The organism is Streptococcus sp. SC1 (assembly GCF_030272855.1).
Lineage (GTDB): Bacteria > Bacillota > Bacilli > Lactobacillales > Streptococcaceae > Streptococcus.
Window position 1 is genome coordinate 267,655 of record NZ_JAQCMU010000001.1, and the last position, 19,490, is coordinate 287,144.

General features: G+C 43.7%; 19 protein-coding genes. 16 read left to right on the top strand and 3 right to left on the bottom strand.

Annotated elements, in window-relative coordinates; genetic code table 11:
* Nucleotides 1–133: 133 nt before the first annotated feature.
* The 14 genes from PAN94_RS01385 to rpmH all read left to right on the top strand — a co-directional run bounded on the left by PAN94_RS01385 (nucleotide 134) and on the right by rpmH (nucleotide 15,366).
* On the top strand, nucleotides 134–754 hold the full coding sequence (locus tag PAN94_RS01385) for a DUF624 domain-containing protein (protein ID WP_125405027.1): 621 nt from the start codon (nucleotides 134–136) through the stop codon (nucleotides 752–754).
* Entirely contained in the window at nucleotides 751–2,394 is a 1,644-nt protein-coding gene (locus PAN94_RS01390) for a sensor histidine kinase (protein ID WP_285874324.1), read from the top strand. Before PAN94_RS01385 ends, PAN94_RS01390 begins: the two co-directional genes overlap by 4 nt.
* A 7-nt stretch (nucleotides 2,395–2,401) precedes the next feature.
* Nucleotides 2,402–3,685: a response regulator transcription factor gene (locus PAN94_RS01395; protein WP_285874326.1), complete on the top strand. Its 1,284-nt coding sequence runs from the start codon at nucleotides 2,402–2,404 to the stop codon at nucleotides 3,683–3,685.
* A gap of 156 nt (nucleotides 3,686–3,841) precedes the next feature.
* Nucleotides 3,842–4,972 (top strand): ABC transporter ATP-binding protein, encoded by a 1,131-nt coding sequence (locus PAN94_RS01400; protein ID WP_125370913.1) that lies wholly within the window; start codon nucleotides 3,842–3,844, stop codon nucleotides 4,970–4,972.
* Between the two features lie 174 nt (nucleotides 4,973–5,146).
* Nucleotides 5,147–6,529, top strand: coding sequence for a 6-phospho-beta-glucosidase GmuD (gene gmuD / locus PAN94_RS01405; RefSeq protein WP_285874327.1), 1,383 nt, complete (start codon nucleotides 5,147–5,149; stop codon nucleotides 6,527–6,529).
* A gap of 441 nt (nucleotides 6,530–6,970) precedes the next feature.
* Nucleotides 6,971–8,638, top strand: a complete 1,668-nt coding sequence (locus tag PAN94_RS01410; RefSeq protein WP_285874328.1) for a ribonuclease J — start codon at nucleotides 6,971–6,973, stop codon at nucleotides 8,636–8,638.
* Nucleotides 8,639–8,798: 160 nt separating this feature from the next.
* A complete protein-coding gene (locus PAN94_RS01415; protein ID WP_285874329.1) occupies nucleotides 8,799–9,578 on the top strand; it encodes an alpha/beta hydrolase in 780 nt (259 codons plus the stop codon).
* A 111-nt stretch (nucleotides 9,579–9,689) separates the two neighbouring features.
* Nucleotides 9,690–11,147, top strand: a complete 1,458-nt coding sequence (gltX, locus tag PAN94_RS01420) for a glutamate--tRNA ligase (protein WP_285874330.1) — start codon at nucleotides 9,690–9,692, stop codon at nucleotides 11,145–11,147.
* Between the two features lie 97 nt (nucleotides 11,148–11,244).
* On the top strand, nucleotides 11,245–11,892 hold the full coding sequence (locus PAN94_RS01425) for a DUF6287 domain-containing protein (protein ID WP_285874331.1): 648 nt from the start codon (nucleotides 11,245–11,247) through the stop codon (nucleotides 11,890–11,892).
* A 328-nt stretch (nucleotides 11,893–12,220) separates the two neighbouring features.
* Nucleotides 12,221–12,580, top strand: a complete 360-nt coding sequence (gene rnpA / locus PAN94_RS01430; protein WP_061422180.1) for a ribonuclease P protein component — start codon at nucleotides 12,221–12,223, stop codon at nucleotides 12,578–12,580.
* Entirely contained in the window at nucleotides 12,564–13,379 is an 816-nt protein-coding gene (locus tag PAN94_RS01435; protein WP_285874332.1) for a YidC/Oxa1 family membrane protein insertase, read from the top strand. The genes rnpA and PAN94_RS01435 overlap by 17 nt, the downstream gene beginning before the upstream one ends.
* Before the next feature lie 18 nt (nucleotides 13,380–13,397).
* The gene (gene jag, locus PAN94_RS01440) at nucleotides 13,398–14,408 is read left to right on the top strand and encodes an RNA-binding cell elongation regulator Jag/EloR (RefSeq protein ID WP_285874334.1); all 1,011 of its coding nucleotides are present in this window, start codon (nucleotides 13,398–13,400) and stop codon (nucleotides 14,406–14,408) included.
* 51 nt (nucleotides 14,409–14,459) lie between these two features.
* The gene (locus PAN94_RS01445) at nucleotides 14,460–15,092 is read left to right on the top strand and encodes an HI_0552 family protein (RefSeq protein WP_285874335.1); all 633 of its coding nucleotides are present in this window, start codon (nucleotides 14,460–14,462) and stop codon (nucleotides 15,090–15,092) included.
* Nucleotides 15,093–15,231: 139 nt separating this feature from the next.
* The gene (rpmH, locus tag PAN94_RS01450) at nucleotides 15,232–15,366 is read left to right on the top strand and encodes a 50S ribosomal protein L34 (protein ID WP_000831905.1); all 135 of its coding nucleotides are present in this window, start codon (nucleotides 15,232–15,234) and stop codon (nucleotides 15,364–15,366) included.
* 422 nt (nucleotides 15,367–15,788) lie between these two features.
* Here the strand turns inward: rpmH and PAN94_RS01455 are convergent, their stop codons facing one another.
* From PAN94_RS01455 to PAN94_RS01465, 3 genes are read right to left on the bottom strand one after another with little or no spacing between them, the layout of a single operon-like run.
* Entirely contained in the window at nucleotides 15,789–17,207 is a 1,419-nt protein-coding gene (locus PAN94_RS01455; protein WP_125383732.1) for a DUF4153 domain-containing protein, read from the bottom strand.
* Nucleotides 17,208–17,209: 2 nt separating this feature from the next.
* On the bottom strand, nucleotides 17,210–17,428 hold the full coding sequence (locus PAN94_RS01460; protein WP_005591644.1) for a helix-turn-helix domain-containing protein: 219 nt from the start codon (nucleotides 17,426–17,428) through the stop codon (nucleotides 17,210–17,212).
* 8 nt (nucleotides 17,429–17,436) lie between these two features.
* The gene (locus tag PAN94_RS01465; protein WP_041826919.1) at nucleotides 17,437–17,913 is read right to left on the bottom strand and encodes a DUF2975 domain-containing protein; all 477 of its coding nucleotides are present in this window, start codon (nucleotides 17,911–17,913) and stop codon (nucleotides 17,437–17,439) included.
* 234 nt (nucleotides 17,914–18,147) lie between these two features.
* Here PAN94_RS01465 and PAN94_RS01470 point away from each other — a divergent pair, with 234 nt between their 5' ends.
* A complete protein-coding gene (locus PAN94_RS01470; protein WP_285874340.1) occupies nucleotides 18,148–18,918 on the top strand; it encodes a TatD family hydrolase in 771 nt (256 codons plus the stop codon).
* Nucleotides 18,884–19,480, top strand: coding sequence for a ribonuclease M5 (gene rnmV, locus PAN94_RS01475; protein WP_125383734.1), 597 nt, complete (start codon nucleotides 18,884–18,886; stop codon nucleotides 19,478–19,480). The genes PAN94_RS01470 and rnmV overlap by 35 nt, the downstream gene beginning before the upstream one ends.
* The last annotated feature ends 10 nt before the right edge of the window (nucleotides 19,481–19,490 follow it).

Here is a 19,490-nt window from a genome sequence, read left to right on the forward strand (position 1 = left end):
AACATGATGAATCCTCCTCGTCTCGTTTTGGGGAGGATTTTTCTTTTTTGGGGTGATAGGAATTTTTGTAAACGGTTAAAATGTGTTATAATTTTAGAATGTGTGGAAATTTGACCAGCAGAAAGGAAAAACGATGGGAAAATTAGTTGAGTGGATTTTTCAACGAGTTTATATGGCTATGCTTGCATCCGCAATTTTTTGGGTATTGGCTCTGTGTGGAGGTCTTGTTTTTGGACTTGCTCCAGCCGGTTGTGTGCTCATGACTTTGTTCCAGCAATATCGCTATGACTATAAAAAATATCACTGGAAGGAAGCGTGGGATCTATTTAAAGAAAATTTCCTTGCTACAAACAAAGTATTTTTCACTTTGCTTGTAGTGCAGGCTCTTTTATCTTATGGGATTTATCTCCTTATCCAGCTTCCTCACCAAACTATTTTCTACCTTTTATTGACGATAGCAAATCTGCTCTTTTTGCTTTTGGCACCAGCAGTATACGCAGTCTATCTGAAATTGCAGGTCTTTTTTGAGTTTTCTTATAAAAATAGCTTGAAATTATCTTTGATTGGCGTTTTTCTTAATATTTCAGCCATGTTGAAACTTTTATTAGGGACAATCTTGCTATTGATTGCCAGCTACTTTATGCCGGCTTTACTCTTCTTTGCTTTTATTGGGCTTTGGCATTTTTTTCTTAGTGATGTTCTAGACCCAATTTACCAAACCATTCAGGCTAAGTTGATAACAGAAAAACCATGAAGAAATTTTGGCTCCATTCGTTACTAAAAGTCTATGCTGTCATTATGGTGGCTATTGTGGGATGTTTGGGTCTCATTTTATCTTATTCTGATTGGCATAGTCGTTATAAGGAAACTGAGCAGATTGCGCAACAAGCAGTGACTCGATTGGCTGACGAAGTGGATTATTACAACCGCCGAGCGAATCAACTGGCTCAAAGTTTAGTTGAAAATCGAGCAAAATTGGACGGTGTTTATAACTACTTTATCATGAGCCCTTCTGAGTACGCTAGCTGGCGCTTATCAGCGGATGTACCTACTTATGTTCAAGTATCCCTCCATCAAAATATCAATGATATTTATGTTGAAAATGAATTTGTTACAGGCATTGACATTGCTTTAAATGATTACAAAACTGTTTTTGTTTCCACAAGGCAAGCGAGAGGTGGCAAACAGCTTCCTGCTGAGGAATTTAGACCTGCGCGCGATGCCTTTCCAATTGCGATTTATGATAAGACAGTCGATCAAGTCATCGGAACGATTTACATTCGGATTGATGGGGAGGTCTTCAACAAGGTTGTCGATAATACGCGGGGCGATGTTCCACTCGCTCTCAGTGTGATTTCGCCTTACAAAAAAGAAATTCTGCATTTTGGTGATACAAAAGGAATTGGCCAAAATGATTGGATCAAAAAAGAAACTATCTACAATTACACTGTCCAGACAGCAGTGCCTGCGCATTATGTGATAGAGAAGACGGTTTTCAGCACGGGTTTGATCATTTTTTCTGGTCTGATTTTGGTTGGAGTTTTATATGCTGCTTTGCAGAGGATTTTTCTCAATTACCAAAGGCAGGTTGTTGATATTGTGGATACGCTTCATCTCATCACAGATGGTGATAATCAGAAGCGTATTGCGACAGAGACTAAGGAGCAGGAGCTGCTTCTGATTGCGACAACGACCAATACCATGTTGGATAGTATGGATAAGAGTATTCGGGATATTTACCGTTTGGAGATTAGCCAAAAAGATGCCAACATGAGGGCTCTGCAGGCGCAAATTAATCCTCATTTTATGTACAACACCTTGGAATTTATCAGGATGTATGCGGTCATGCAGCATCAGGAAGAATTGGCAGATATTATCTACGAATTTAGCAGTTTGCTGAGAAATAATATCTCAGATGAATCCAGAAGTAGTTTGAAAAATGAATTGGAATTCTGCCGGAAATATAGCTATCTTTGCATGGTTCGGCATCCCAAATCAGTGGCCTATGGTTTCAAAATTGAAGAAGGTTTGGAAGAAATGATGATTCCTAAGTTCAGTATTCAGCCACTGATTGAAAATTACTTTGCTCATGGTATCGATTATCGCAGGCAGGACAATGTCATCAGTGTCAAGGCTCAAAAGATAGACGGCGCTGTAAGGCTGATGATCCAAGACAATGGTCGAGGCATCCCAGCTGAACGTCTGGCTGAGATTCAAGAGATACTAGCCAGCCGAGAGCTTATGGATGCTCAGAATCGAGAGCAGCGGACATCTATTGGTATTCGGAATATTCATGAACGCTTCTTGCTCTTTTTTGGTGACCGCTACAGTATCCAACTGAAATCTCAAACGGATCAGGGAGTAACCTACATTATAGAAATTAAGGATGAATAGAAAAACGATGTACAGAGTATTACTAGTCGATGATGAATACATGATCACAGAAGGCTTGAAAGTGCTGATTCCTTTTGAAAAGTGGAAGATGCAGGTCGTAGCTACGGCAAATGATGCAGAGACGGCCCTCGCCTATATTAAGGATAATCCTATTGATTTGGTCATCACCGATGTCAATATGCCAGGGATGAATGGCTTGCAGATGATTGAGCAGATGAAGAATTCCCTGCCTAATGCAGCTTTTATCATCCTCTCAGGTTATCAAGAATTTGAATATGTCAAAACGGCCCTCAATTTGCAGGTGGCAGATTATCTGGTGAAGCCAGTCGATAAGGTCGAACTGGCAGCAATCCTAGAAAAATTGGAAAAGGAATTTGACCGTTCTTCCAATAATCAACTAGAGCTGATTTTTAAAGAAGAGACAAGTGAAGATGAGATAGCTACTTATCTCAAATCCTTCAATAGTGTTTGGATGGGAGCAGCTACTCAAGAAAAAGGGCCGGTTTCAGTTCCTTATAGTATTTTAGGGCAGACAGGCTATTTGTTTTTGTCTTCGCAAAAGGAAGAGGCGCTCTATCTGGAAGAATTTACAGCTCCCTATAAACGACGACTTCAGAATTTCAAGCTCAATCTAGAAAAAAGTCTTTTTTATGGAACGGTTAGCTTGCAAGAAACCAATCCGCTTTTTAGCTATTATGAGCCCATGTATCGCGTGATTATCCAAGGAAATATTGGTCAGATTTTGGACGAATTGGACTTGCTTAAAGATATCGTGCTGCAAAATACTCCTGAAGTTTCAATTACCAAGCAGTTATTTATTCAGTTTATCATGGATGTTTACCATCTGTTTCAGCATTTGAAACCAGACGATATGACAAGCATTATCAAAAAGATTGAAAGCACGAATACCTTCGAAGATTTGTTGGATTATCTGAAGGCTCAGCTCTCAGATTTGTTCGCTCAGTATCGAATGAATGAGAATGTTGCTAATGTCTTGGAAGTGATTGGTCGTGATTATCAAAAAGATTTATCCCTAAAAGATATCAGCAAGGAACTCTATATCAATCCAGTTTATTTAGGGCAGCTGATCAAGCGTGAAACGAATTCTACTTTTGCAGAGTTGCTAAATAAGCAGCGCATCAAGGCTGCCCAGCAGCTTCTGCTCGCAAAAAATGACAGTATAGAAGATGTTTGTTATGCAGTTGGATATAGCAATGTTGGATATTTTTATAAAGTCTTTCGGAAGTTATGTGGCAAATCTCCTAAGGCCTATCGGAAGCAAGTCGACTGATGAAATCAATAAAGCGACCACCTCTCCATTTCTTTTTTATCGAATGCTAAAAAAAGTAGAAAAAAAGATATAGAAGAGTCAGTGTGAGGGCTTGCTATTCGTGATATAATCAAGCAGAAAGAACTTACAATATGGTAAAGGAGTTAGGAGAAGCTTATGGTTGAATTAAATCTAAAAAATATTTATAAGAAGTATCCAAATAGTGAGCACTATTCTGTTGAAGACTTTAATTTGGACATTAAGGACAAGGAGTTTATCGTTTTCGTCGGTCCGTCAGGATGTGGGAAATCCACAACGCTGCGTATGATTGCGGGTCTTGAGGATATCACAGAAGGAACAGCGTCGATTGATGGTAAAGTGGTCAATGACGTGGCGCCTAAAGACCGCGATATCGCCATGGTCTTCCAGAACTATGCCCTCTATCCACACATGACAGTCTATGACAACATGGCTTTCGGGCTCAAATTGCGCAAGTATAGCAAGGAAGATATCGACAAACGGGTGCAAGAAGCAGCTGAAATCCTTGGTTTGAAAGAATTCTTGGATCGTAAGCCAGCGGACTTGTCAGGTGGTCAACGTCAGCGTGTTGCCATGGGTCGCGCTATCGTGCGTGATGCAAAGGTTTTCCTAATGGACGAGCCTCTGTCAAACTTGGATGCGAAGCTGCGGGTGTCCATGCGGGCTGAGATTGCCAAAATCCATCGCCGTATCGGAGCAACAACCATTTACGTTACCCATGACCAGACAGAAGCGATGACGCTGGCTGACCGGATTGTTATCATGTCAGCAACCAAGAACCCTGCTGGAACTGGGACTATTGGTCGAGTAGAGCAGATCGGTAGTCCACAGGAAGTTTACAGAAATCCAGTCAACAAGTTTGTGGCGGGCTTCATTGGTAGCCCAGCCATGAACTTTATCACTGTGACACTTGAGGGGAATGAAATCGTTGCTTCTGGCTTGCGTTTGACCGTGCCAGAAGGAACACTAAAGGTTCTGCGTGAGAAGGGTTATGACGGCAAGAAGTTGATCTTTGGTATTCGTCCAGAAGACATTAATACAGAACCTGCCTTCTTAGAGACCTTCCCAGACTCTGTGGTTCATGCGACCATTTCTGTCTCTGAGCTTTTGGGTTCTGAGTCTCACCTTTACTGCCAAGTTGGCGATAGCGAGTTTATCGCGCGGGTAGATGCTCGTGACTACTCAGAAACAGGTGAAGGGATTGACCTTGGCTTTGATCTAAACAAGGCGCATTTCTTTGATTTCGAAACAGAGAAAACAGTTTATTAATCGATAAAAATAATGAAACGTAGACAATTTGTCTGCGTTTTTTGAATGAACTTTTAGTCCTCCAAATCAAAAATGTCTTTAATCAGTAGAGAAATTTGAATAGACTGTTGCTTTCTTTTTGCAGAAGGTCTTTATATAATGAAATGTAAAGATAAATCGAGAGGTAAATAAAATATGATTCAATTTCCAAAAGATTTCGTCTGGGGATCTTCTACATCGGGTCCGCAAACAGAAGGTCGGATTTCAGGAGATGGAAAGGGAGACAACCTTTGGGACTACTGGTTTAGCCAAGAACCCCATCGTTTCTATAACGAAATTGGTCCTGACAAGGCATCTACTTTTTATGAAAATTGGGAGCAAGATATCGATCTTTTAGTCGAAACAGGCCACACGGCCTTTCGGACCTCTATCCAATGGTCACGGATTTTTCCAGATGGTCGTGGTCCGGTTAATCAGGTTGGTGTTGACTTCTACCGCAAGGTCTTTGAAAGAATCAAGGCCAAGGGCATTCGCTTGATTGTCAATCTTTATCATTTTGACCTGCCCTTTGCCTTGCAGGAAGCACAAGAAGGCTGGGAGAGCTTAGATACAGTCCATGCTTATGTAGATTATGCCCGTTTCTGCTTTGAAAGCTACGGTGACTTGGTGGATCAGTGGGTGACTTTTAACGAGCCTATCGTACCAGTTGAGTTTGGCTATTTCTACGATGGACATTATCCTAATAAAGTGGACGCTCGGGCTGCGGTTAAGGTGGCTTATCATACCCAACTAGCTAGTTCTTTAGCAGTGAAAGTCTGTCATGAGGTTGGAGCAGACTACAAAATCGGCATTATCCTAAATCTGACACCTGCATATCCGCGCAGCCAGCATCCGGCGGACTTGAAGGCGGCTCGCATTGCCGAGCTTTTCCAAGCCAAGTCTTTCTTGGATCCATCTGTTTTGGGGCATTATCCAGCAGAGCTGGTCGATCTTTTGCGCGAGCATGATCTTTTGCCGGCTACGACTGAGGAGCAATTGCAGGCTATTCGGGAAAATACAGTAGACTTTTTGGGAGTCAATTATTATCAGCCTCTGCGGGTTGCGGCGCCCAAGTATTTGAAGCATCCAGAGTCACCTCTTCTGCCCGATCATTTCTATGAGCCTTATGTCATGCTTGGTCGCAAGATTAACCCTCACCGTGGCTGGGAAATTTATGAGCAAGGAATCTACGATATTGCGCAGAACATCAAGGAAAACTATGGCAATATTGAGTGGATGCTGACGGAAAATGGTATGGGTGTCGAGGGTGAAGAGAAATTCCGTGAAAATGGCATGATTCAAGACGATTATCGGATTGACTTTGTTAAAGGCCATCTGCGCCAGCTTCATCGTGCCATCCAGGACGGGGCCAACTGTACAGGTTACCTCATGTGGACCTTTATCGATTGTTGGTCTTGGCTCAATAGCTATAAGAACCGCTATGGCTTGATTGAGCTCAATCTAGAAACCCAAGAACGGACGATCAAAAAATCAGGGCACTGGTTCAAAGAATTAAGCCAGAACAATGGCTTTAAGTAAGTCTGTTCATCCATTCAGCCTATATAAGATAGGGCAGTTTCCCAACTAATCTTCTAATCGATATTAGGAGATCAGTATAGGGAATTCCGCTCGGATAATAGAATTTAGTCTCAGACTAGGTTCTATTATTTTTTATCTTGTGAGTAGATCTAGCTCCTAAAAGCTATCTTCTAAAATGAAACTGGGAGGTGCCTTTCTTCGCATTTTGAATTAGGAAGGAAGAAGTGACCAGAGACTTGCTGTGTCAAACTACTATTCTTGATTTGCTGCTCATTCTATAGGTTTCCTTTGTTTTGAAAAAAGCGTGAAAAAATGCTATAATGACTAAGATGTGCAAACTCTGTTTGCAAAACTGTAATTCGACTTGGCTTGCCAAGGACCGTTAGTAATATAATCAAGGAATCTTTGATAAAGGAGATTCTAAAATCGATAGGAGTAAAAATGAGTAAAAGCACGATTAAGCTGATTACTTTGGGTGGCGTTCGCGAGAATGGGAAAAATCTCTACGTTGCCGAAGTGGATGATTCCATTTTTGTATTGGATGCTGGGCTCAAGTATCCAGAAAATGAGCAGTTGGGAGTAGATGTAGTCATTCCCAACATGGATTATTTGTTTGAAAATAAAGACCGAATTGCGGGTGTCTTTCTGACTCACGGTCATGCGGATGCCATCGGTGCACTGCCCTATCTTTTGGCAGAAGCTAAGGTACCAGTCTTTGGTTCGGAATTGACGATTGAGCTAGCTAAGCTCTTTGTTAAAAACAATGACGCTGTTAAGAAATTCAATGATTTTCATGTTATCGATGAAAATACAGAAATTGAATTTGGCGAAACGGTTGTCTCTTTCTTCCGGACGACCCACTCGATTCCAGAGAGTCTGGGAGTTGTTGTCAAGACGCGTGAAGGCAATATTGTTTATACGGGAGATTTCAAGTTTGACCAATCTGCCAGCGAGTCTTATGCGACAGATTTCGGCCGTTTGGCTGAGATCGGTCGTGAGGGCGTTTTAGCTCTCTTAAGTGATTCAGCCAACGCTGACAGCACTGTGCAAGTGGCTAGTGAGAGCGAGGTTGGCCGTGAGATTACGGACACGATTTCTGATTGGGATGGGCGTGTCATCGTGGCAGCGGTTGCCAGCAATCTGTCTCGGATCCAGCAGGTCTTTGAAGCTGCAGCAGAAACAGGTCGTCGTGTCGTTTTGACAGGCTTTGATATTGAAAATATCGTCCGTACGGCTATCCGCCTCAAGAAATTATCCTTGGCGGATGAGCGCCTTTTGATCAAACCTAAGGAAATGTCTAAGTTTGAGGACCACGAGCTGATTATCTTGGAGACGGGTCGGATGGGTGAGCCCATTAACGGTCTGCGCAAGATGTCCATCGGTCGTCACCGCTATGTAGAAATCAAAGACGGAGACTTGGTTTACATCGTTACAACGCCATCTATTGCCAAGGAAGCAGTCGTAGCGCGTGTAGAAAACATGATTTACCAAGCTGGTGGCGTGGTCAAGCTGATTACCCAAAACTTGCGTGTATCTGGCCATGCCAATGCGCGTGACTTGCAGCTCATGCTCAACTTACTGCAACCCAAGTACCTCTTCCCGATTCAGGGAGAGTATCGTGGTCTGGACGCCCATGCCAAGGCAGCCATGGAAGTCGGGATTTTACCAGAAAATATCTTGATACCTAAGCGTGGCAGCATCATGGCCTACGAAAATGGCGACTTTGTGCCAGCTGGAGCAGTGTCAGCAGGCGATGTCATGATTGATGGAAATGCCATCGGTGATGTGGGCAATATCGTCCTGCGTGATCGTAAGGTCCTCTCTGAAGACGGCATCTTCATCGTGGCACTCACGGTCAATCGTAAGGAGAAGAAAATCATTTCCAAAGCCAAGGTTCATACTCGTGGATTTGTCTATGTCAAGAAGAGCCGTGACATCCTGCGGGAGAGTACTGACCTGATCAATAAGACAGTGGAAGACTATCTGGCTCAGGAAAGCTTTGACTGGGGCGAGCTCAAGGGAGCAGTTCGTGATAGTTTGGCCAAGTTCCTCTTCGAACAAACCAAACGACGGCCGGCTATTCTTCCAGTTGTCATGGAAGTTCGCTAGAGTCACTCGAGGGAGCAACTTTCCCAGTATTTTGCAGAGAGAAAGTCGAATATCGGCTTTTTCTTATCTTTTGGCGGTCGCAGAACAGGCTTTGCTTTCAGAGTGTGGCTGGCTGTGCTGCCTAGTCAAGAACAGTAGTTTTTACAAGAGGAGAAAAAAGATGGCAGTGATGCAGATAGAATATTATTCAGAAGCCTTGGAGATGGAGTGGGGAGTCAATGTTCTCTATCCAGATGCGTCGCGCGTGGACAAGCCAGATGATAAGGATATTCCTGTTTTGTATCTGCTTCATGGTATGAACGGTAATCACAATAGCTGGCTTAAGCGCTCAAATATCGAACGTCTGGTTCGCTCGACTAATCTGATTGTTGTCATGCCGAATACCAGCAATGGCTGGTACACCGATACTCAATACGGTTTTAACTATTACGAAGCCATCGCTGAAGAGCTACCACGGGTGCTCAAGCGCTTTTTCCCCAATATGTCTGACAAGCGGGAGAAGAATTTTATCGCTGGTCTTTCCATGGGCGGATACGGAGCCTTTAAGCTGGCTCTCAAGTCTAACCGTTTTTCATGCGCAGCTAGTCTTTCAGGGGCTTTGAGCTTTCTTGATAGTCATCCAGATGATGTTGAAATAGCAACACCAGCCTACTGGCGAGGGATTTTTGGAGACTATAAAGACTGGACCAGCAGCCCTTATTCACTGGAAACCTTGGCCAAGCAGTCGGATGGAAAAACTAAGTTTTGGGCTTGGTGCGGTGAGGAGGATTTCCTCTATGCGGCCAATAACCATGCCGTGGAAAATTTGAAAAAGCTAGGTCTGGATATTAGCTATAGTCACAGTCCTGGTAAGCACGAATGGTACTACTGGGAAAAGCAATTGGAGCGGGTCTTAGCTTGGCTGCCGATTGACTTTGTCCTCGAAGAAAGACTGTCTTAAAAAATCATACGATTCAGCAGATTCTGGGTTGAGAATGTGATATAATAATAACGTTTGAATACGAAAGCAGGGGCAAGACACTCCTGCTATTCCCAAATAGGAGATCGAAAATTGACAAAAGATATTCGAGTGCGTTATGCACCAAGTCCAACTGGGCTTTTACACATCGGAAATGCGCGTACGGCGCTCTTTAACTACCTTTATGCTCGTCATCATGGCGGAACATTTATCATCCGTATCGAAGATACTGACCGCAAGCGCCATGTCGAAGATGGGGAGCGTTCACAGCTTGAAAACCTTCGTTGGTTGGGCATGGACTGGGATGAAAGTCCAGAAACTCATGAAAACTACCGCCAATCAGAGCGTTTGGAATTGTATCAGAAATACATCGACCAACTGCTAGCTGAAGGCAAGGCCTACAAATCTTACGTTACAGAAGAAGAATTGGCTGCTGAGCGCGAGCGCCAAGAAGCAGCTGGTGAAACACCTCGCTACATCAACGAATACCTTGGCATGAGCGAAGATGAAAAAGCAGCTTACATCGCAGAACGTGAAGCAGCAGGTATCATTCCAACGGTTCGTCTGGCTGTCAATGAAGCTGGTATCTACAAGTGGACGGACATGGTTAAGGGTGATATTGAGTTTGAAGGTGGCAATATCGGTGGTGACTGGGTGATCCAAAAGAAAGATGGTTACCCAACTTACAACTTTGCCGTTGTCATCGATGACCACGATATGCAAATCTCTCACGTTATCCGTGGAGACGACCACATTGCCAACACTCCAAAACAGCTTATGGTTTATGAAGCGCTTGGTTGGGAAGCACCAGAGTTTGGCCACATGACCCTGATTATCAATTCTGAAACTGGTAAAAAGTTGTCTAAACGCGATACCAACACTCTCCAGTTTATCGAAGACTACCGCAAAAAGGGCTACCTACCAGAAGCAGTCTTTAACTTTATTGCACTTCTTGGTTGGAATCCTGGTGGGGAAGACGAAATTTTCTCTCGTGAAGAACTCATCAAACTCTTCGATGAAAACCGTCTCAGCAAATCTCCAGCGGCCTTTGACCAGAAAAAGATGGACTGGATGAGCAATGAGTATATCAAGAATGCGGATTTTGAGACAATCTTTGAAATGGCAAAACCATTCTTGGAAGAAGCAGGACGCTTGACCGACAAGGCTGAGAAAATGGTTGAACTCTACAAACCACAAATGAAATCAGTGGATGAAATCGTTCCATTGACAGACCTTTTCTTCTCAGATTTCCCAGAATTGACGGAAGCAGAGAAAGAAGTGATGACCGGCGAAACAGTTCCAGTCGTTTTGGAAGCTTTCAAAGCAAAACTGGAAGCAATGACAGATGAAGAATTTGTGACAGAAAACATCTTCCCACAAATCAAAGCAGTCCAAAAAGAGACAGGTATCAAGGGCAAGAACCTCTTCATGCCAATTCGTATCGCTGTTTCTGGTGAAATGCACGGTCCAGAATTGCCAGATACCATCTATCTATTAGGCCGTGAAAAATCCATCCAGCATATCGACAATATGTTGAAAAAAATTCAATAAGATAAGCCAGCTTTCGAGCTGGTTTTTGCTTTCTAAAAAGCTATATTTATGTTACAATAATGTTACAATAACAGGAAAATATTGCGAGGTGCTAAAGATGAAAAAATGGATGATTCTCTTGGCTGGAACTCTGCTGGCATCGTCTGTGTTAGTGGCCTGCGGTCAAAAGAAAGAAAAACCGACATCGCCTTCTAGCATTTCTAAGGTCAGCTCGACCAGCTCGGCTCCTTCCAAAAAGTCTGAGACGCGCAAAAGTTCGACAGAGCTTTCTACCGAAACAAGTAGTTCGGACACTTCTATTTCTAGCGGTCAGGAAAACAGTCAAGAACCTTCGGAGCCAGCAACTAAGGAGTCTTCTGCTAAGTCAGAAAGCAAGGGGGAAAAAGAGTCTGCCGCTACCTCTAGTTTAGATATGCAGGCCATTGCTTCTGGGGACTTTTCTAGCATGGCTGGTACTTGGCGGGATGCCAATGGCGTCACTTATACCTTTGATGCCAAGGGACTTGTATCAGATGTTGCCAAGTTGGAGCTGGTTTACGCTGGTCTGGATGAAAATGGAATTTATCGCACAAATATTCGTTGGCATAATCTTACAGGTGCTGCCCTATCTATTATTCCAGCAGGGAAAAAGCTGCCAGCAGGAGAGACTGTTAGCGGGCAGGATCCGACTGATAGCAGTCGAGATCGCTTCATTATTGCCCAAGGTATCTCAGAGCACCCAGACGTTTTTTACCGTGTAAAATGAGAGTGGGACAGAAATCGGTAATTCGTTAGAATTCGGTTTCGTCGTCCCACCTCCGCACAGTTGAGTAGGGCTATAAAAGCTGATGCAATCAGCGTAATAGAGTCCACTCAACCACTGCGTCTTGTTCGACAATCCAAATACAATTGAGAGGCTAGGACTTTTGTCCCGGACTCTTTTTTGGAGCTGTACTGCCGGTCTCTTCTTTCCGAACAGCTTCTTTCATTCGGTAAAACTATTCAAAAAGAGGGCTCGTCTCGCACCTAGCCCTTATTGGCTTTTTGGGAAAATATGGTATAATAGAGTTAATTTTGGTGGATGGAGTTGAGTTTTGAGAAAAAACTATCGCGTCAAGAGCGAAAAAGATTTCAAGGCGATTTTTAAAGCTGGGCAGAATTTTGCCAATCGAAAGTTTGTCGTTTATAAATTAGAAAAAGAACAGCGCCATTTTCGAGTGGGGATTTCAGTCAGTAAAAAGCTGGGCAATGCAGTTGTCCGCAATAGTATCAAAAGAAAGATTCGTCATGTCTTGATTCAGCATCGGGCGGATTTGACCAAGGATGACTTTGTTGTTATTGCTCGCAAGGGAGTTGAAACTCTAGACTACCATCAAGTGGAACAAAATTTATTGCATGTCTTAAAAGTTTCAAAAATTTATCAGGAAGGATTTGTTTGTGAAAAAGAAGAGTAAAATAGGATTTCTTTTAGCGGCTTCTCTGCTTATTTTGACGGCTTGTGGCACCAGCGAAGTGACCGCTAATTCAAGTGATTTTTGGGAGAAATTAGTTTATTTCTTTGCGGAGATGATTCAATTCTTGTCCTTTAATGGAAGTACAGGGATCGGGATCATTCTCTTCACGTTGATTATTCGGACAGTCTTGTTGCCAGTCTTCCAGTTTCAGACGACCTCATCTAGAAAGATGCAGGAAGTTCAACCTCATATCAAAAAGCTTCAGGAAAAATATCCGGGCAAGGATATGGATAGTAAGACCGCTTTAGCAGAGGAAACCAGCAAGCTTTACAAGGAAATGGGTGTCAATCCCTATGCCGCTTTTCTTCCCTTATTTATCCAAATGCCAGTGCTTGTGGCACTTTTTCAAGCTCTGACACGAGTTGAATTTCTAAAAACAGGTCACTTCCTCTGGCTTAATCTAGGAACAACAGATCCGACCTTTATCCTACCTATTCTCGCTGCTCTCTTTACTTTCTTTAGCACTTGGCTATCTAATAAGGCTTTGCCAGAGAAAAATGGTGGGACGGCAGTGATGACCTACCTGATGCCAGTATTGATTTTCTTCTTTGCGGTGTATGCAGCTAGCGGGGTAGCTCTTTACTGGACAGTTTCTAACGCCTATCAAGTCGGTCAGACCTTGCTTTTGAGCAATCCTTTTAAGATTATTGCTGAACGCGAAGCGAAGGCAAAGGCGGAGCGCCAATTGGAAATGAAGAAAAAACGTGCCCTTCAAAAAGCACAGAAAAAGAAAAAGTAAAAAGGAGGACTCTTGCAGATGGTTATTTTTACAGGAGCAAGTGTTGAAGAAGCGATTCAAGATGGATTAAAAACGCTGGATATCCCACGAATGAGAGCACATATTACCGTTGTTTCGCGTGAAAAGAAAGGTTTTCTCGGTTTATTTGGCCAAAAGCCTGCGCAGGTAGATGTGGAGCCGATTGCTGAAACGACTGTGGCCAAGGCCAACCAACAGGCGGTAAAAGGAGTTCCTGAGGAAATCAATGCGCAAAATGAGCCGGTACAGAGTGTTAGTGAAGCAACAGTCGACTTGGGACGAGTGGTGACGGCTATCAAGAAGGCCGAGGGCGAAGGTGAAGTTGTTTCAGAAAAAGTCAAGGCTGAAATTCTTAAAAACGATAAAGATGCCAGTACCATTCTGGAAGAAACAGGTGCAATTGATTTCTTAAAGACCAGTCAAGCGGTTGATGAAGCACAGACTCTGAAAGACCCAGAGGAAGACGGCTCTTTAGCAGAAGTGGCACCTAGTCAGCAAGAGACAGCTGAGTCGTCCTTCTTTGACTTGGGTATCCAGGTTGAGGATGATTGTGATATTGAGGAAGTTGTCGCAAGTGTGACCACATATGTGCAAAAGATTGTGGATGAAATGGATGTTGAAGCGACTCTTTCTAGTAGCCACAATCGCCGAACAATCAATATGCAAATTGATACCAATGAGCCAGGGCGCGTGATTGGTTACCACGGTAAAGTCTTGAAAGCCTTGCAGCTGTTGGCTCAGAATTATCTTTACAATCAATATTCCAAGAGTTTCTACATTTCTATCAACGTGAATGACTATGTGGAGCATCGTGCAGAAGTTTTGCAAAGCTATGCGCAAAAATTGGCTCAGCGTGCTCTAGAAGACCGTCGCAGCCAGCATACGGATCCTATGTCTAATAGTGAACGTAAAATCATCCACCGGATCATCTCAAGAATTGATGGTGTGACTAGCTATTCAGAAGGCGATGAGCCTAACCGCTATGTTGTTGTAGATATTGATTCGGAATAAATCTTAACCAGCTGCTTAGCTGGTTTTTAGATACAGAAAGGAGAAAATTCTATGTCACTTTTTCCAGCTATTGAGTCATTTTTGACTGTTCAAGGAAGTAAATACATTTCACCAGATAAGGCAGGGGATCTGCGAGAGACAATGTTGGATTTGAAGGCTAGAGGTCAGGCTGCTCGGCAGGAGTTTGCGAACTTGGTCCGAGACTTTCAGGCACTCTATCCCAAGCTGAGTCTGGAGCGGACCAGCAATTGGCTGAATCAGGCCCAGATTTTACGCCCACACTTTTGGAATTATCTAAGAGGCTATGGGGAAATCACAGAGCCCATGTTCGCTCTGCGCTTGTATGGAACTGCAGAAGATTTTGGAGTGTCGCTGGAGGTGAGCTTTATGGAGCGTAAGAAAGACGAGCACAGTCTCAGCAAGCAAAATCGAGTGCTGAATCTACCCATCCAGCCGCCAGCTTACTATTTTGCCCAGATAGACGGCCAGAGTCAACGCTTCGAAGCTACGGAGGTAAATAGACAGTATCTAAGCCAGGGGGTGGCTGCTGGGCTAGTCCGCAAGGTTTTGATCAAATATGATGTCAATCTTTCCGAGGCTAAAAGTAAGCAGGAAGTTCTGTCGGAGCTTGAGCAGGCTATGACAGCCTTGATTCCCTTCTATGAAGCGACACGATTTGAATGATTTCGTTTCCAAAAAGAAACAATTCGTCCAATACTATTGACAAACAGGAGAGAATCCGATAGAATGGTAAAGTATGTTTAGTAACTGATCACTTTATAGCCGGCTAAACGAATACAAAATCTATGAGGAGGTATTCATCGTGAAACGTACTTATCAACCAAGTAAACTTCGTCGTGCGCGCAAACACGGATTCCGTAACCGTATGTCAACTAAAAACGGTCGTCGCGTATTGGCAGCTCGTCGTCGTAAAGGACGCAAAGTTTTGGCTGCATAATCCAAACGATTACCATAAAGAAACCAGTGGAGACTCGAGACCGCTGGTTTTTCTATTGTTCTTGATAAAATAGACTTCTATGGTTTAAGGGTGGCTAGTATTGCTATGAAGGAGTCCGTGCAGAATAGGAACTTTACATGAAATGGAAGGTAAACGGGCTAGTCTAGGTGGTTTCTAGGTGTATCTTATCTAGTTTGAATAAAAGAAAAGAGAGTGGGACAGAAATCGGTAATTCGTTAGAATTCGATTTCGTCGTCCCACCTCCGCACAGTTGAGTAGGGCTGTAAAAGCTGATGAAATCAGCGTAGTAGAGCCCACTCAACCACTGCGTCTTGCTCGACAATCCAAAGACAACTGAGAGGCTAGGACTTTTGTCCCAGCCTCTTTTTGATAATTATATTGGCATATAAGTATGCTCTCTATCAAGCGGCTAAGAGCAGGGGATAGAGATAGCAAAGTAGCGTGAAACTAATAAGGGCGTAGAAGATACCGATTCGGATCGCTTGGATGGGCTTGTAGAAGCGAATCAGGGTTAGAATACACCAGACCAGTAGAACGAGGATAAACCAAGCGGAAATCAGGCGCAATGGCGTTGGACCGTAGAGATAGATGTAGATACCAAAGAGTTTCCAGCCGGCAAGCAAGGCCAGTAAAAAGGCGAAAATAAAGAGGATAGTGCTGGCTAGTCGAGTGCCTTTCTGGTCCCAGAGAGGTTTTTTGGCCAGTAAATAAAAGGCGGCTAGCACAGCGAAATTTAGAAGTGATACACGAACAAGCTGCCAGAAACCAGCAACAGCAACGGTTGAGGCATTCTGTGGCGAAATGGTTTGGAGGCTAGTGCCAGCACTAAGGAGTTCGCTTAATTCTCCTAAACCAACGAGGAAAAAGAGAGCGTAGGTCAGGCAGAGGCTGCCGATGATGATATAGGCTGTAAAAGCAGGAAACATTCGCAGTGGCTGAATTTTATTTTGGAAGCTTTGATAGGTAACTTTGATATCTTTTTGATTCAGTAAGCTGCCAACAATCAGACTGTAGAGATAGAGGCCAATAGGTAGGGCCAAGAAGAGGCGAAGAGCGATGGCGTCTGTATCAAGATTTGAAAAGATCAAGTCAAAGAAAAGATGCAAGGCATCAGCTGTATCACTAAAGAAAAGAGCAAATCGATCAGAGACTTGGCTGAGTTGTGACCAAACGAAGAAGACAAGCATACCAGCAATAAGAAGGCTGCTTGCGATCATCGTACTTTGGAGAGCTTTTTTCGAAGAATCGCTGTCTTCAGCAGTCGCATCTGAAGTCTTATCGCTCAGAGCAAAGACTTGAAGACCAGCGAAAAAGTTTCTAAAAGGTAGAATCACAAAAGCCTGAATACTATCGTACCAAACCATGATCCCCAAGCGACCTTGATTGAGCCAACCCGTCCGTGACAGGATATAAAAAGAAAAGGAGATGTGGAGAGCCAAAGTCTGAAAAATTTCTAATTGTGGGTGAAATCCCCAGATACTGAGTGCCAGTGCCTGAGTCAGGCTGAGAATCAGGAAAAGCTTGGACTCGAGCCCAGCAGAGGCATCCTTTTCGATTTGAGGCAAGCTTTTCGGCATTTTTCTTATTAACCACTCGGTCAGGCTAATCAAACCAATCGCGATAGGAAAAAAGTAAATGGTCTTGTTGCCGTCGATGGCAACTGTATAAAAGTAGGCCAAAAAATAGAGAATGAGAGAGCTGATTCTAAAATTCTTCAGTTCCTTTATGTTTAAAGCTGTGAAGATGCTTTTTCGTTCTTGGTCTTTTTCAAAAGGAAGGTAGGGTTGCCCCGTCATCTGTTCTTGTGATGGTGTTTCCATGTTTATTCCTCCTCGGTTTCATCTGTGATATATTCAAGAATATCGCCGGGTTGGCAGTCCAATTCCCGACAAAGGGCATTAAGTGTTGAAAAGCGTATTGCCTTGGCTCGGTTATTTTTCAAGATGGACAAGTTGGCAGGGGTAAGGTCAATCAATTCTGCTAAGCGTCCAGCACTAATCCGTTTTTGAGCCATGACAAGGTCTAAATTTATCTGAATCATAGTCCCTCCTAAATCGTGTAGTCTACTTCTTCTTGCAGCTCAATTGCCTTGCCAAAAGCATTGCGGATAACCCGAATAATCAAGGTTAAAATGCAGCAAGAAACGGCTACGAGGAGCATGGGCATATAGACTGTCAAGCCCATAAAGAAAGAAATGAGGGCGACCATTCCGACTTCCCAGCCCAGATAGCGCATATACTGTACATTCTGTCTGATAAAGACCTGATTTTTCCCGATGCGGCTGAGGAGCCGATAGAGATGCACGATACAGGTCAGAGCCAGACAACCTAAGACATAGCCTAGGAGCAACAATATCCAATAGCGACTTTCTCCCTGAAAGAAAGGAGAGGGAAATTCAATGACTAGGCTGACTACCCAAGGTCCGATGGCTATCAGGACAATGGAAGCAATGAATAAAATGCTGAGGCTGATTTTTGTAAGGACAATGCTTATATCTTCAGCTGTTTTTTGTCTTGTCTTTGACATGGATTCCTCCAAATAATTTCTATTTTTATTTACTATATCATAAAATATATCGATAATCAATAACAAAATATCGAAAAATAATAAAAAATTATCAAAAAACAGTAAAAGTATTTTTGATAGGAGCTAAAAAAATAACAAATACCCGCTGAAGTAGGTGGAGAGAAAGTAAAGCTCTTGCCCCTTTATCTGACTTTTTTGGTATAATGAAGAACAGGAAATACAAGGAAGTAAAGCATGAGAATTTTTGATACACACACGCATTTAAATGTGGAAGAATTTGCTGGTCGAGAGGCAGAAGAGCTTCGGTTGGCTGCAGAAATGGGCGTTAGCAATATGAATGTTGTCGGTTTTGACCGGCCGACCATTGAGCGCGCCTTGGAGTTGGCCGACAGTTATGAGCAGATTTATGCTACGATTGGCTGGCATCCGACTGAGGCTGGGACTTATGATGAGGCGGTGGAAGCCTATCTGCGGGACAAGCTTGCTCATCCAAAAGTGGTGGCTCTGGGGGAGATTGGCCTGGATTATCACTGGATGACAGCGCCTAAGCAAGTGCAAGAGCGAGTATTTCGTCGACAAATCCAGCTCTCCAAAGGGTTAGATCTGCCCTTTGTCGTCCACACGCGCGACGCTTTAGAAGACACCTATGAGATTATCAAGAGTGAGGGTGTAGGCCCTCGTGGCGGTATCATGCACTCTTATTCGGGTTCTTTGGAAATGGCAGAGCGCTTTATCGAGCTGGGGATGATGATTTCCTTTTCTGGAGTCGTCACCTTTAAAAAAGCGACGGATATTCAAGAAGCTGCGCAGAACCTGCCTTTGGACAAAATCCTCGTCGAGACGGATGCGCCTTACTTAGCACCTGTTCCCAAGCGTGGCCGAGAAAACAAAACAGCCTATACCCGCTATGTTGTGGAAAAAATTGCGGAGCTGCGTGGGCTGACTGTCGAGGAAGTGGCTCAAGCGACCTATGAAAATGCAAAGAAGGTATTTGGGCTTGACTGAAAAGATAAAAATCCCCCAAGTGGTCGTTGTGGAAGGGCGTGATGACACAGCCAATCTCAAACGCTATTTTGATGTTGAGACCTATGAAACTAGAGGTTCTGCTATCAGTGATGCCGATATCGAGCGGATTCGTCGCCTGCAGGACTTACATGGAGTCATTGTCTTTACAGACCCTGATTTCAACGGCGAGCGGATTCGCCGTCTGATTATGACGGAAATTCCCGCAGTCCAACATGCCTTTCTCAAGCGTGACGAAGCAGCTCCCAAGTCCAAGACCAAAGGGCGCTCACTAGGTATTGAGCACGCTAGCTTTGAGGACTTAAAGACAGCCCTCGCTGGGGTAACCAGCCATTTTGAGTCAAGCAGTGATTTTGATGTGACAAAGAATGACCTCATGCGGCTGGGGCTACTCATGGGAAGCGACAGCCGTCAGCGCCGAGAGTATCTAGGTGAGCAACTCCGCATCGGCTATTCCAATGGCAAACAGCTGCTCAAGCGGTTGGAACTGTTTGGCGTAACCTTGGCAGAAGTGGAAGAAGCCATGCTCAAGTATTCGGTCTAACGGAGTAAGA

Bases quoted from the DNA above. Each gene is read 5' to 3' on its own strand.
- PAN94_RS01410 (WP_285874328.1), top strand. From the start codon at position 6,971: ATGAGTAAAAGCACGATTAAGCTGATTACTTTGGGTGGCGTTCGCGAG.
- PAN94_RS01445 (WP_285874335.1), top strand. From the start codon at position 14,460: ATGTCACTTTTTCCAGCTATTGAGTCATTTTTGACTGTTCAAGGAAGT.
- PAN94_RS01390 (WP_285874324.1), top strand. From the start codon at position 751: ATGAAGAAATTTTGGCTCCATTCGTTACTAAAAGTCTATGCTGTCATT.
- gmuD (WP_285874327.1), top strand. From the start codon at position 5,147: ATGATTCAATTTCCAAAAGATTTCGTCTGGGGATCTTCTACATCGGGT.
- PAN94_RS01455 (WP_125383732.1), bottom strand. From the start codon at position 17,207: ATGGAAACACCATCACAAGAACAGATGACGGGGCAACCCTACCTTCCT.
- PAN94_RS01470 (WP_285874340.1), top strand. From the start codon at position 18,148: ATGAGAATTTTTGATACACACACGCATTTAAATGTGGAAGAATTTGCT.
- PAN94_RS01460 (WP_005591644.1), bottom strand. From the start codon at position 17,428: ATGATTCAGATAAATTTAGACCTTGTCATGGCTCAAAAACGGATTAGT.
- PAN94_RS01400 (WP_125370913.1), top strand. From the start codon at position 3,842: ATGGTTGAATTAAATCTAAAAAATATTTATAAGAAGTATCCAAATAGT.
- PAN94_RS01465 (WP_041826919.1), bottom strand. From the start codon at position 17,913: ATGTCAAAGACAAGACAAAAAACAGCTGAAGATATAAGCATTGTCCTT.
- PAN94_RS01395 (WP_285874326.1), top strand. From the start codon at position 2,402: ATGTACAGAGTATTACTAGTCGATGATGAATACATGATCACAGAAGGC.
- PAN94_RS01425 (WP_285874331.1), top strand. From the start codon at position 11,245: ATGAAAAAATGGATGATTCTCTTGGCTGGAACTCTGCTGGCATCGTCT.
- rnmV (WP_125383734.1), top strand. From the start codon at position 18,884: ATGAAAATGCAAAGAAGGTATTTGGGCTTGACTGAAAAGATAAAAATC.
- jag (WP_285874334.1), top strand. From the start codon at position 13,398: ATGGTTATTTTTACAGGAGCAAGTGTTGAAGAAGCGATTCAAGATGGA.
- PAN94_RS01385 (WP_125405027.1), top strand. From the start codon at position 134: ATGGGAAAATTAGTTGAGTGGATTTTTCAACGAGTTTATATGGCTATG.
- PAN94_RS01415 (WP_285874329.1), top strand. From the start codon at position 8,799: ATGGCAGTGATGCAGATAGAATATTATTCAGAAGCCTTGGAGATGGAG.